Source organism: Paenibacillus sp. fava2, from assembly GCF_058313675.1.
Genome location: NZ_CM177755.1, coordinates 5,885,809 through 5,898,930 on the forward strand (window position 1 = coordinate 5,885,809; position 13,122 = coordinate 5,898,930).

10 protein-coding genes and 1 tRNA gene are annotated in these 13,122 nt (G+C 52.4%); 2 read left to right on the forward strand and 9 right to left on the reverse strand.

The window, feature by feature from the left end:
• Positions 1–86: 86 nt before the first annotated feature.
• The 4 genes from clpX to AC4G46_RS25845 all read right to left on the reverse strand — a co-directional run bounded on the left by clpX (position 87) and on the right by AC4G46_RS25845 (position 4,504).
• Positions 87–1,343 carry an ATP-dependent protease ATP-binding subunit ClpX gene (gene clpX / locus AC4G46_RS25830; RefSeq protein ID WP_068726859.1) on the reverse strand — a complete coding sequence of 419 codons (1,257 nt, stop codon included), beginning with the start codon at positions 1,341–1,343 and terminating at the stop codon, positions 87–89.
• A gap of 12 nt (positions 1,344–1,355) precedes the next feature.
• Positions 1,356–1,946 (reverse strand): ATP-dependent Clp endopeptidase proteolytic subunit ClpP, encoded by a 591-nt coding sequence (gene clpP / locus AC4G46_RS25835; RefSeq protein ID WP_221803132.1) that lies wholly within the window; start codon positions 1,944–1,946, stop codon positions 1,356–1,358.
• A 294-nt stretch (positions 1,947–2,240) separates the two neighbouring features.
• Positions 2,241–3,563 (reverse strand): trigger factor, encoded by a 1,323-nt coding sequence (tig, locus tag AC4G46_RS25840; RefSeq protein WP_491125226.1) that lies wholly within the window; start codon positions 3,561–3,563, stop codon positions 2,241–2,243.
• A 95-nt stretch (positions 3,564–3,658) separates the two neighbouring features.
• Positions 3,659–4,504 (reverse strand): hypothetical protein, encoded by an 846-nt coding sequence (locus AC4G46_RS25845; protein ID WP_491128979.1) that lies wholly within the window; start codon positions 4,502–4,504, stop codon positions 3,659–3,661.
• Positions 4,505–4,722: 218 nt separating this feature from the next.
• On the opposite strand from AC4G46_RS25845, the gene AC4G46_RS25850 reads away from it, so the two are divergent.
• Positions 4,723–4,796, forward strand: a tRNA-Arg gene (locus tag AC4G46_RS25850).
• Between the two features lie 963 nt (positions 4,797–5,759).
• Here AC4G46_RS25850 and AC4G46_RS25855 read toward each other — a convergent pair.
• Both AC4G46_RS25855 and AC4G46_RS25860 read right to left on the reverse strand, forming a co-directional pair.
• Positions 5,760–7,628, reverse strand: coding sequence for a flagellar assembly protein A (locus tag AC4G46_RS25855; protein WP_491125227.1), 1,869 nt, complete (start codon positions 7,626–7,628; stop codon positions 5,760–5,762).
• 126 nt (positions 7,629–7,754) lie between these two features.
• Positions 7,755–9,098 carry an aminotransferase-like domain-containing protein gene (locus tag AC4G46_RS25860; protein WP_491125228.1) on the reverse strand — a complete coding sequence of 448 codons (1,344 nt, stop codon included), beginning with the start codon at positions 9,096–9,098 and terminating at the stop codon, positions 7,755–7,757.
• A gap of 178 nt (positions 9,099–9,276) precedes the next feature.
• Between AC4G46_RS25860 and AC4G46_RS25865 the strand changes: the two genes are divergently transcribed.
• The gene (locus AC4G46_RS25865) at positions 9,277–10,194 is read left to right on the forward strand and encodes a DMT family transporter (protein ID WP_491125229.1); all 918 of its coding nucleotides are present in this window, start codon (positions 9,277–9,279) and stop codon (positions 10,192–10,194) included.
• A 116-nt stretch (positions 10,195–10,310) separates the two neighbouring features.
• Here the strand turns inward: AC4G46_RS25865 and pstA are convergent, their stop codons facing one another.
• The 3 genes from pstA to AC4G46_RS25880 all read right to left on the reverse strand — a co-directional run bounded on the left by pstA (position 10,311) and on the right by AC4G46_RS25880 (position 13,076).
• Positions 10,311–11,189, reverse strand: coding sequence for a phosphate ABC transporter permease PstA (gene pstA / locus AC4G46_RS25870; RefSeq protein ID WP_491125230.1), 879 nt, complete (start codon positions 11,187–11,189; stop codon positions 10,311–10,313).
• On the reverse strand, positions 11,189–12,133 hold the full coding sequence (gene pstC / locus AC4G46_RS25875; RefSeq protein ID WP_491125231.1) for a phosphate ABC transporter permease subunit PstC: 945 nt from the start codon (positions 12,131–12,133) through the stop codon (positions 11,189–11,191). Before pstC ends, pstA begins: the two co-directional genes overlap by 1 nt.
• Positions 12,134–12,212: 79 nt before the next feature.
• Complete coding sequence (locus tag AC4G46_RS25880) at positions 12,213–13,076, reverse strand: phosphate ABC transporter substrate-binding protein (protein ID WP_221803124.1); 864 nt, start codon at positions 13,074–13,076, stop codon at positions 12,213–12,215.
• Positions 13,077–13,122 lie beyond the last annotated feature (46 nt).

Below are 13,122 nucleotides of genomic sequence, written 5' to 3' on the forward strand. Positions count from 1 at the left end.
CTCCACCCCTCCCGCTCCGCAGTGAAGCGGGATAAGCGGGAGAACGGTGGAGGCTGTGATGTGGTTTATTGTAAGGCTAGCGGCTCTTAGGCGCTTTCCTCTTTCTTTTTGTCTTTCTTGATGCCCAGCTCAGGCAATGCCTTCTCCTGGACAACCTGCTCCGTGATCACGCAATCCTTGATATCGTCGCGTGACGGAACCTCGTACATCACATCGAGCATGATGCTCTCAATGATGGCACGCAGACCGCGGGCACCTGTGTTGCGTTTGATCGCTTCCTTGGCAATAGCTTCAAGGGCCTGCGGCTCAAACTTCAGTGCCACATTGTCCATCTCCAGCAGCTTGATGTACTGCTTGGTCAATGCATTCTTAGGCTCAGAGAGAATGCGTACCAAGGTTGTTTCGTCAAGCGGCTCCAGAGTGGAAATGACCGGAAGACGGCCCACAAACTCAGGGATGAGCCCGAATTTCAGCAAGTCTTCAGGCAATACCATAGACAGGTATTCGCCGGCTTTCAGATCCTTCTGGCCTTCAACTGCAGCGTTGAAGCCGATGACTTTTTTGCCGATACGGCGTTTGATCATCTGCTCCAGTCCGTCAAAAGCACCACCGACGATGAACAGGATGTTCGTCGTGTCGATCTGAATGAACTCCTGATGAGGGTGCTTGCGTCCGCCCTGCGGAGGAACGGAAGCGACTGTACCTTCCAGAATCTTCAGCAGCGCCTGCTGCACGCCTTCACCGGAAACGTCGCGGGTAATCGACGGGTTCTCGGATTTCCGGGCTACTTTATCAATTTCGTCAATATAGATAATGCCGCGTTCGGCCTTCTCAACATCGTAATCTGCAGCCTGGATCAGCTTGAGCAGAATGTTCTCCACATCTTCACCGACATAGCCGGCTTCTGTAAGAGAAGTAGCGTCTGCAATGGCAAAAGGAACGTTGATGATCTTTGCCATCGTCTGGGCGAGCAGGGTCTTACCGGAACCGGTCGGACCGAGCAGCAGAATATTACTCTTGGTCAGCTCAACATCCTCAATCTTGCTCTGGCTGTTGACACGCTTGTAGTGATTGTATACGGCAACGGAGAGCGATTTCTTCGCCTGCTCCTGGCCAATTACGTACTGGTCAAGAATGTCACGGATCTCTTTCGGCTTCGGAATATCCTTGAGATCCAGCTCTTCCTCATGACCGAGCTCTTCTTCCACGATTTCCGTGCAAAGCTCGATACATTCGTCGCATATATAAACGCCTGGTCCTGCTACAAGCTTGCGGACCTGCTCCTGTGACTTACCGCAAAAGGAGCATTTCAGCTGCCCTTTTTCATCATTAAATTTAAACATCTAACCACCCCTTTAAGATATGATCGGTGAAGAGAGTACCTGGTCGATAAGCCCGTATTCCTTCGCTTCTTCCGCGCTCATGAAGTTGTCGCGGTCCGTATCCCGTTCGATTTTTTCAAGGGGTTGACCTGTGCGCTCCACATAAATCTGATTCAACTTCTGTCTCGTCTTGAGAATCCAGTCTGTATGAATCCAAATATCGGACGCCTGCCCCTGAACACCGCCGAGCGGCTGATGAATCATAACCTCGCTGTTGGTCAGCGCATAACGCTTGCCTGGCGCTCCAGCTGTGAGCAGAAGTGAACCCATGCTGGCTGCCATTCCGACGCAAATGGTTGAAACGTCCGGTTTGATATATTGCATCGTATCATATATACCCATGCCGGCTGTTACAGAACCACCGGGCGAGTTGATGTACAAGTGTATGTCTTTTTCCGGGTCATCCGCGGCCAGGAACAGCAATTGGGCAATGACCAGATTGGCAACATCATCATCAATCGCATTGCTCAGGAAGATAATGCGGTCCTTAAGCAATCGGGAATAAATATCGTATGAGCGTTCGCCACGATTAGTTGATTCCACAACCATAGGTACCAGACTCATGCCACCAACCTCTTTTCTCTATACAAATTAGTCTTACCGTTTCAGAAATATTTTAACACGTTCGCGGCGGGATGTCATTTTTTCACTATCGGCAAAAAACGCATTATACCGCGTGCCTGCCATTATAGCGCACTTCCTGACAGAATGCCAATCCGCCTTCTGGTTATGTACACACAAACGCCCCTCCACCGATAAAAAATAAGGCACGTAACAGAACTTACGTGCCTTATTGACTGCTATTATGGAGGCCGACTTGCCTGGCCGCTCTAGGTAAAATGGAGTTTACAGCAGAACTTACTCAGCGCTAGCTTCTTCAGCTGCAGGTGCTTCAACTTCAACGCTGCTTGCTACAAGCAGGTCGATTGTTTTGCGCAGGGAAATTTCTTCGTTCAGGCTGCTCAGGGAACCGTTCGCTGCCAGAATGCTGCGGATCTCTTCAGGTGTACGCTTGAAGGATTCAGCCATGGTAGCAAGCTCCTGGGTTACTTCCTCTTCGGAAACCTCGATGTTCTCTTCCTTCGCGATCACTTCAAGAACCAGGTTGTTGCGGACGCGCTTCTCGGCATCGCCCTTCATCTGGCCTTCAAGATCTTCACGGGTCTGGCCGGAGAAGCTGAGGAACATGTCCATGTTCATGCCCTGCTGACGCAGACGGTTGTCGAAATCACGAACCATGTTCGCTACTTCGCTCTTGATCATCGCTTCAGGAATTTCAACTTCAGCGTTGGCTGCTGCTGCGTCAACTACCGCATTTTCGCGTACGCCTTTGAGTTCATCCTGCTTGCGGGATTCAAGCTGTGCCTTCAGGTCTGCTTTGTATTCATCCAGTGTGTCGAATTCACTTACATCCTTAGCGAACTCGTCATCCAGCTCAGGAAGCTGTTTGCGTTTGATTTCGTGCAGCTTCACTTTGAATACTGCAGCCTTGCCCGCAAGGTTCTCTGCATGGTAGCTCTCAGGGAAAGTAACTTCAACATCCTTGAAATCACCAGTAGCCATACCTACAACCTGCTCTTCAAAGCCAGGGATGAAGGAGTTGCTGCCAAGCTCCAGGGAATGACGCTCAGCCGAACCGCCTTCGAAAGGAACGCCGTCAACAGAACCTTCAAAGTCGATCACAGCGATGTCGCCGTTAACTGCCGCTTCTTCTTCAACAACAACCAGCTCAGCGTGACGCTCCTGCAGGCGTTTCAGTTCAGCGTTCAGCTCGTCTTCAGTAACTTCAGCCTTCTGGGCAGGAACTTCCAGGCCTTTGTACTCACCTAGCTTCACTTCAGGCTTAACCGTGATCTTCGCTTTGAAGATGAAGGCTTGGCCTTTCGCGAATTGCTCGATGTCCACTTCAGGACGGTCAACAGGGAAGATGTCAGTCTGCTCAACAGCTTCACCGTATACTTCAGGAAGAAGGATGTCGATTGCATCCTGGTAGAGGCTTTCTACACCAAAACGGGATTCAAAGATCGGCCGCGGCACTTTACCTTTACGGAAGCCAGGTACGTTTGCTTTCTTAACCACTTTATTAAAAGCCTTGTCGAGAGCTGCAGCAACGCGCTCTGCTTCTACTTCAACTTCAAGAACTCCAAGGTTCTTCTCTATTTTTTCCCAGGTTGCTTTCATAATATACTTTTCCCTCCAAAAATAGGTTGCATGTTAACTTAGATTATTACGTATTTCACGCACAGAATAACCATTATATTATATACAACATCGCCTTATTTATCAAGTATGGAACTCTTAACAAATCCTTTCAGAGAACGGTATGCCCCTTCGAATTGAAAGCGCATGCCTCCGGTAATGCCATACATGGCCCGGGTCTCCTCCTCCTGCCGGGTTCCGTTCAGACTCTCTGATACCAGCTGGTGCAGCGCACCCGCCCAGATATCAAGCAGTTCATCCCCGCCATCCAGTAATTTACGATATTCGCCCGCCCCATAAATCGACATAATAAACTGTCCCCAGAGCTCCTGGGCAAAATAATACAGTGTAGGCTCATGCACCTCCGCCTGCTCGGCTACCCGTTCCATGACCTGGGCAACCTGCGGCGGAAAATCCTCATTCTGCAGCGGAACCGCTTCAATCTCGATCTGCGCCAGCTCGCTGCCGCGTGCCAGCCGGATGACTCCCTGTACGCCGCGCTTCTTAAGGGTCTGCAGCGCCCGGAACTGCAGGAGCGGATGCACCGGGGTCTTTTGCAGCCAGCTAGACAGCGTCTCATCCACATGGCCGCCCTCCAGATACGATAGCTGCTCCAGCGCCAGAATGGTTCCCTCCGACAGCGGCTCATTCATCACCTTGCGCAGCAGCTTGTCCGGGTAACCAGCGTCCTCTTCGAGCTTGGATTTTGCCAAAATACGGGCCATATCCTCTTCTTTCAGGTCCTGCTCCTCGCTGTAAGCGGCACGGTCCGTCTCTGAACTTCCGGCATCATAAGGAAATGCCGCCTCCAGCCAGTCCAGCAATGACTGCCATTCCTCGTAGTGCCGCTCCTCCTGTCCCTGGCATTGCAGCAGAAACCGCAGCAGCTCCATCGCTTCCCCGTAGCGTTCACTCTCCAGCATAACCGTAAGCTGAATCTGGTAATAATCCAGTGTCTTCGGAAACAGCACGACATTCTCTTTGGCGGGGGAATTGAATTGATTAATGAGGGCACCTCCTTTTTTATCCGATCCGTGATCAATTGTAGATTATAGCATATCCTGTAGAGCATTTAAAAAAACAAGTTGAAAAAATTATTCATCTATGATAACATAATTTTTGCTTGCTTTTGAGTGTCCGTGTCCCGGTAGCTCAGTTGGATAGAGCATGCGCCTTCTAAGCGCACGGTCGGGGGTTCGAATCCCTTCCGGGACGTAACAAGCATTACAGCCTTCCTTCGGGAAGGCTGTTTTTGCGTTCCGGGGGGATGAGAACCCCATGCTGGGGGACGTTTTTGGAGCATCCGCTTCGTTAGCAACCGCTTCGCAATCAGCCCGAATGGGCTGCATCCCTTCCGGGACGTAATAAGCATTACAGCCTTCCTTCGGGAAGGCTGTTTTTGCATTCCGGGGGATGAGTGCATTGTCGGGCAGCGATACTACTCGAAGTCCAAGGAGCCAGCGCTATTGTAGCTGCGATCATAGCTGAAAGTAAAACGGCGGAACATGTCACTATTTGTCTGAGCTCAACCAGAACACTACTACTGCAGCTTTTAACGGACTCAGATGACGCTATTTAGCCGATTTTCTGCTTAATCCAACTCTAACGGACTCCACAGCCGTTATTCTGCTCCAAAAGGCACCATTCGCTGACCCAATGCATAAATAACGGCAACTGAGTCCGTTAAACGGTGGAGACACAATAAAACTAACTAATAGCGTCTCCTGAGTCCGTTAGACATCCCGTAGCTGGGGCGGACCGGACCACTGAGTCCGTTAGACAGCGCGCAGCGGGCGCGGACCGACTCTGAGTCCGTTAGACATCCCGCAGCCAGTTCAGACCGGACTCAGCAGTCCTCAACACATCGCGCAGCCGGTGCAGCCCATGCTGTCAGCTAGTAACCAGACAGCATGCGTCCTCCCCGGGCCTGAAGAAACAAACTATAGAGTTAGTTGAAATCCCCCCGCCAGCATCTAATCGGCGCATTAATGGCTCCCCCGCAGATATGGTTCAATTGGTACATCAGACAACTTGCCCGTAGCCGCTTATAACGCAGACGCACCGGCACAAGCTTCGTATGCACCGTTCCCCGGACGGACGCTTTTGCAAACTACTCCATACAATACTTACGAGTCGCATAATCCATCCCATCCGGCACAAGCTCCCCACTACGCTTCCTCACTCCGACTCCATCCGCAGCTTGACCGTACGGATATTTTCAAGATCAAACGTCATATTTTCCAGCGGCTTAGTAATGTCTGCGGTATAGCTGTCGATGGTGATCCGGCCGGCGTAGATTTTGCGTACGGTTATGCTGTGCTTGGCCTTCAGGTAGGACTGCGCCCCGCTCTCGCCGCCGACATAATACGCGCTGATGCTGCCGCCCGCCTCCAGCTTTGAGCCCCGGCACACCGCAAACACCTTGCGGAAGGTGATGTTGCCCGAGGAGAACAGCTCACTCTGGACGATCCCGTCCCGGTGGATGTTGATATCGCCATTGGACTTAATCGTGCTGTTCTGGCATTTGCCGATGTTGACCTCCACCTTGTTCTCCTGCATCCGGGCCACGCCTGCATGCAGCTCCTCAATCATGCCGATTACACCGTTCAGCGAAGCCTCGTTCATGAAGTCGACCAGCTGCACCGGCTTCAGCATCAGATTCAGGAAATGCAGTGTCTGGTCCAGATCCTGGTGATAGGACGCCTGGACCGTCTCCAGCAAGGAGAGCAGCTCCCTGATCAGACGGGGAATCTTTTGAAATTTGCTCTCCAGGAGCAGCAGCACCGCCTGGCCGTATTTAACGCTCTGCTTGCGGGCCTGGACGGCCTGGATCAGCATACGGACCGCTTTTTTGAGCAGGACAGCCTCCTCGATCAGCAGCTTGGAGCAGTTAAAAATCCGGTTGTACATCACGCCGAAGTAGCCGGAATACAGGTTGCTGTTGAGCACATTCCCCTTGACGACGATACTGCCGGTTGCTGTAATGGTGGAGTTGTAAATGCTGCCTTCCACGTAGACATTGCCGAGCGATTCAATAATCATATTGTCTTCGACATTCCCCCGTACCACCACATCACCGGAAAAAAGGATGTTTCCTGTTTTGATGCTGACGTTGCCCGGAACGGTATAAGTTGTCGTAATGTCAAAATATTTGACCTTCTCCCCGGTAACCCGGGGACGGCCTTCCCGCAGCGCACGGATCTCATTGTTGATCAGCAGCACCGTGTTATTCTTGGCAACAATCGTAATATCGCCCGGGAGGGGCGGATACAGAATTTCCCCGTACACGTCACAGCCGGGAATCCCTTCAATATAAGGGACTTTGCGGGCAATCACCTGGCCCCTGATCACAGACGGAATCCGGAGATGGCTGCGGAAGTCCACCTGTCCCTCTATTTCGCTGAATTCATTCTCAATCGTTTCCGAAAAAAACAGCTCAAGCGCCGCATTCTCCCCCGGAACCGCCGCCCGCCCCTTGGCCGCTGTAATCGGCTGATATGTGGGGTTTTGCAGCTCGGCATGGATGCCGGAAATGTTCAGGTTCTGCATAATGCCCCGCTGCTCGAAATCGGCGATGACCTGATTGAGCCCCAGCAGCCCGATTACCGTGTCTGTGTCCATCGCCGCTTCTACTTCAACCATGCTGGAGGAATAGCAGTCATTCAGCTTCCACTGGTAACGCCGCGTTGAATACAGGGTGAAAAAAGCCTGCAGATGATCCTCCGATACATGAATTCTGTATAGCGGAGGTTCCGTAATCGACCATTCTATCTTATCCAGCGAGGTTACCTCGGCCGGACCCGTAATCGCCTGCCCGTTAACGAGGACTACTACGGGAGCAGCAGCCGAGATGACGGCCGGACTGCCGCCGGGCAGCGGGTCCTGGACAAAGATTTTACCTGCCCGGACGAGCACGCGCCCTCCGAGATCACTTTCAACTTCATGATCAATAAAAGCCTGATCCAGCTCATCCTCATCCACATGCTCGGAAAGCTCCAGCATGTTGATCAGCTTGTTCAGCTCCTGCTCACTCATGCGTTCTGGCATCGGGGCTGCACCTCCCTGGCAAGTGCCCATTTGTCGAATAATTGCACGATCTGCGTAATTGTACTCATTGTAGTATTATTAACAATTTTAAGCATTTGCGAATCCGTTATTTCTGCCGGATACCGGCTACCACCATCCCCCGGCGGCTAGTTCCTCCGTAATGACTGCAATCCCGGAGGCAATCTGCTCCCGGCGGGCACGTGAAATGCTGATGCGCAGGAACTTCTCCCGCTCCAGATAGCTTGCCAGATAGAATCCCTTGCCGGACACCGCCTGTACCCTGCGTTTAGCCAGTCGCTTCAGCAGCTGCTCGAGATTGACGGTCTGCGGCAGCTTCAATTGGAGATAGATCCCGGAATCTACCCGCGGCACCTCTATCAGGCCGGCCGTATTATAGTGCAGCAATGCTTCGTTCAGGAGATTCATCCGCTCGGCATACAGGCTGCGGATTTTATGCTTATGGCGCTCATACATCCCGTTTTTGATATAAATATCAAGCGCGGCCTGTGACAGGAGCGAGGTATCCATATAGCTTTTATGGGCCTGAAAAACAGGCAGCAGCGCTTCCGGAAGGACCGCGGCCCCGAGGCTGAGGCCGGGGAAAATGATTTTGGAGAAGCTTTTTAAGTAAATGACATGCCCCGACTGGTCAAAAGCAGTAACAGGATCGTAGTGCCGGCCGTCCCCAAGATCAGCCATATAATCATCCTCCACCACATACACATCATATTTGCCGGCCAGCCGGGCAATTGCCTGACGTTCCTCTTTGGTATAGGTGGTTCCCAGCGGATTATGATATCTGGGCATCGTGTAGAAAAACTTGATGCCGCCCCCGCGGAAGAACTCCTCCAGCTGCTCAAGGTCAATCCCGTCTCCCGAGCGGGGAATGCCCTTAACCGGAAGCCCCTCCGCCTCCAGAAGTCTCAGGTACAGATTATAACCCGGCTGTTCCACCAGCACCGTTTCTTTTCCGTTTGGAAAAGGCATCTTCGCCAGTATCCCCAGCGCCTGCTGCACTCCGGAGGTGATATAGATCGCTTCTGTTCTGGCAAAAACCTGGGTGTCTGCCAGATGCGCCACCAGCGTCTCCCGCAAGGCGGACAGGCCCTGAGTCTCCCCGTAAGTGAACAGATGATACTTGTAGGTATCTATCGCTTTATTCAGACAGTGCTGAAAATCCAGATAGGGAAACACATTCAGGTCAGGTGAGGCTGACCCGAAATCAATGAGGTCATCTTCAAGGTTAACCGGCCCGGCTCCGGGCTGCTCGACTACATAATAACCGCTTTGCGGGATGGAATAGATGAGATGCTTCTGCTCCAGCTCCCGGTAGGCCCGGATCACAGTGCTGATGCTGCAGCCATACAGATCCGAAGCACTGCGGACCGACGGAAGCTTGTGTCCCGGGCGGAACTGCCCCGTACTGATTTGCTTCTCTATCTCTACTAGAACTATGTCGTATTTACGCATAAGCCTCCCCCCTTTTATATCCCTATTATAACGTCCCGCAGCAAACTGTACCGGTACAATTCAAATAATCTCCCGTTGTAGCCGCCTCTAAACTCCCTTAATTTTAAAATAACAGATCGGGGCTGTAATGGAATAGCTCTCCTGATTTCACATTGCACAAAGGAAAGGAATTACCCACATGAAACAATCTGCTGGAATGAAGCTGGCCTATCTGCTTGCCGTACTGAATGCGGCGATCATCGGATTTTCATTTCTTTTTACCAAAATGGCTCTGGAATTCTCCGGCCCGGTTGATACGCTGACCTTCCGGTTTGCCGCCTCTTTCCTCGTAATGTCGGTTCCGGTCGCCTGCGGCTGGGTTAAGCTGAGCTACCGGGGCAAGCCGGTGTACAAGCTGCTGCTGCTGTCTTCCATGTACCCGCTGGGCTTCTTTACACTTCAGGTGTTCGGACTGCAGCATGCTACTTCGGCCGAGGGAGGCATCCTGTATGCCTTCACCCCTGTGGTGACGCTGATAATTGCCGCACTGTTTCTGAAAGAAGCCACGACTCTGCTGCAAAAGCTGTCTGTCTTCCTCTCCGTCTTCGGCGTCGTGTTCATCTTCATGATGAAGGGCAGCGGCATTGACCTGGCGAATATGGCCGGAATTCTGATGCTGTTCCTGACCTGTGTGGCTTTTGCCGGGTATAGCGTGCTGGCCCGCCTGCTGGCCAGGCAGTTCACTCCGTCCGAAATCAGCTATGTGATGATGGCTACCGGCTTCGCCGTATTCTTTGGCATCTCGCTAATCAGCCATACGGCTGACGGAACGCTGAATACCCTGTTTACCCCGCTGAAGAGCGGCACCTTTACGATAGCGGTTCTCTATCTTGGCGTGATTTCTTCCCTGGGCACCACGCTTGCGTCCACTTATATTTTGTCCCGGATGGAAGCCTCCAGAATGAGTGTCTTCTCCAATCTGGCAACCATCGTTTCAATCGCAGCCGGAGCCTTGTTCCTGGGAGAACAGATAGCCTGGTACCACTGGGCCGGGTCGGTGCTGATTATTGCCGGGGTGCTGGGAGTAAACCTATTTGGGCGGGGACAAAAGGTGTAGGCGGCAGGCGGCAGGGGGCAATAAAGGCTGAAGAACAATCCGGCCAACAAAAACAACAGGCTACCGGATTTATCCGGCAGCCTGAAAGCATTACATATGCAGAAGTGGCATACGTTCTAGTGTCCTTTTTTGCGGTTGCCCAGCCACAGCGGGAACCGGAAAATGAAATTGATCAGCAGCACGACGAAGACCAGCACCGCTGCCGACTTGTCGGCAATCTGCCGCGCGTCTTCGACAATCGCTTCAGACTGCACATACCAGAGATGCACCGCGAGTGTCTCACCCGGGGAGAACAGGTTGAAGTCCCACATTTCGCCGGAGGTGCTGAGCCCGGCGGTCAGGATAATAACCGCAGATTCCCCGAAGGCGCGTCCGGCCACCAGGCAAATGCCGGTAACGATAGCCGGCAGGGCCACCGGCAGTACGACCTTACGGATGACGTGGAATTTGGTCATCCCCAGGGCATAGCCGGCTTCACGGATGTCGCCGGGAACGGCGCGGACCGCTTCTTCGGTTACGCGGGCCAGCATCGGCAGGTTAAGCAGGGCAAGTGAGACGCCGCCCCCGAGAATGGTCAGGCCGATCCCGAAATATTCGGCGAAGATGGCCAGACCCAGGAGACCGAATACGATCGAAGGTACGGAAGACAGGGATTCTACGCAGATACGCAGCGCACCGGTAAAACGGTTGTCAGGAGCGTACTCCGCCATATAAATCCCGGCTCCCAAACCAAGCGGAATTGAAATCAGCAGGGAGATAAACAGGATATAGAAGGAGTTGAACAGCACCGGCCCGATGCCGCCGCCCGGATCAATCTCCTCAGGCTGCTTGATAAGGAACTCGGGTCTGAGCTGCGGCAATCCTTTGCTGAGAATCGTAAAGAGCAGCCAGAAGATCAGCAGCATAACCAGCGCACCCAGCGCATAGAAGCCGAATGTCGCGATCTTGTTGTTGCGGCGGGAGCGTGCAGTATGAGCATTACGCGTAAAATTCATTAGGCATCCTCCCGTTTACGGCCGATTACGCGGATGATAAGAATCAGCACAAAGGAAATCAGCAGCAGCAGGAAGGCCATCATATGCAGCGCGTAGTTCCAGTTCGAGTCAAATTCCACGTTCGAAATCTGCATTACAATGTTACTGGTCAGTACGGAAGACGGGGTGAACAGGCTTTTGGCCAGCTGCGGCGTATTCCCGATGACCATAACAACAGCCATTGTCTCACCGACAGCACGGGTCATTCCGAGAATAATTGCCGAGATGATCCCCCGTTTTGCTGCCGGCAGCACAACCCGCATGATCACCTGCAGACGGGTGGAGCCAAGGGCATAGGCTGCATCGCGGAATTTGCGCGGCACCGCAATAATGGCATCATCGCTGATCCGGCAGATCGTAGGCAGCACCATCAGAGCCAGGACAAGCGCAGCAGCCAGAACGCCGTCGCCCAGTCCTTCACCGCTGATTCTGCGCAGGAAAGGTAGTAATACAGTGAGGCCCAGGTAGCCATATACTATAGAAGGAATGCCGACAAGCAGGTCGAGCACGGGACGGATGAAGCTCTTCATCCATTTCGGGGCAATCTCCGCGCAGAGCACAGCCATCCCCACAGAAATCGGCACTGCAATCAGCAGAGTTAGCGCAGTCAGTGTAAGTGTATTTACAATAAAGGCCGCTGCACCAAAAGCCTCCTCCTCCGGTGTCCAGTTAAAGGACAGGAAGAACTCGGCCGGAGAGACATCTCCGAACAGCAGCAGCGCCGTTTTTCCGATGAATACAATGACAAGTCCAAGCACGAAGCACAATGCCAGGATGCTAAAAAAGAAATAATAACGCGATAACCGGTTGCCAAGCAGATGTCTTCTGTGGCGTTTTTCATTAGTCGTGCTGTGCTCAGCCTTCTTTGGCGCTTTGGATGCCAGGCTTTGGACTGGTGCCCCCATACTTTCCCTCCTGTAAGCGGCCAACCCCGAATATTCCGGAGCTGGCCGCTGTTACCATTCAATATAATGAAGCTTTTACTTAGCCTTTCATTGCTGCAATCGGGATGAATTTAAGCTTTTTGAGCGAGCCGTTCTGGAATTTCTTGCTCTGTACGTACTCGATGAATTCTTTTGTAGCGCCGGTTGGCTGGCCTTTAGTCATGTAGTAGCCATATGCCCAGATCTTGTACGAGCCGTTGATTACGTTATCTGTAGTTGCTGCAACACCGTTGTGCTTTACAGCCTTGATGTCGCTGCCGCTTACGTATACAAGGTCGATATAACCGATGGAGTTAGGAGTAGTGGCAACGGCAGTCTTCATGTCACCGCTGGAGCCTGTTTCCTTGTAGTTCTTTTCTTTCTTCACGATGTCTCCGCCGCCCAGCGCTTTAGCCTGGTAGTTAACGCGTGTACCGGAACCGAAAGAACGTGTGATTACTACGATGTTAGCGTCAGATCCGCCGACTTCTTTCCAGTTGGTGATTTTACCGGAGAAAATACCAGCCAGCTGTTCAGTGGTCAGGTTGTCTACGCCGACATTTTTGTTAACGATCGTGGCAAAAGGAATAACCGCTACCTTGTTCGCTACCTGTCCGTCAAAAGCCTTGAACCCTGGAACGTCCATGCTTGCATCCCAGTCGCAGGCGCCGATATCAGCGATGCCCTTTTTTACAGCCTGGGGACCTGTTACAGAACCTTTACCGGAAGCGGCGATTTTCACCTTAGGGTGCAGCTTCTGGAATTCTTTAGCGGCCTGCAGTGTCAGCGGAAGCAGTGCAGTAGAACCGTTGATTGTGATTTTACCCTTGAGGGTGTCGGCTGCTGCCGCAATACCTGCGAATGATGCGGTTACTGCGATTACTGCTGTCAGTGCCGTTACCGTAAATTTTTTGAAAAGCTTCATGATCTGAATTCTCCTCCCGGCGCTATGCCGTTATATTGTGTGGGCT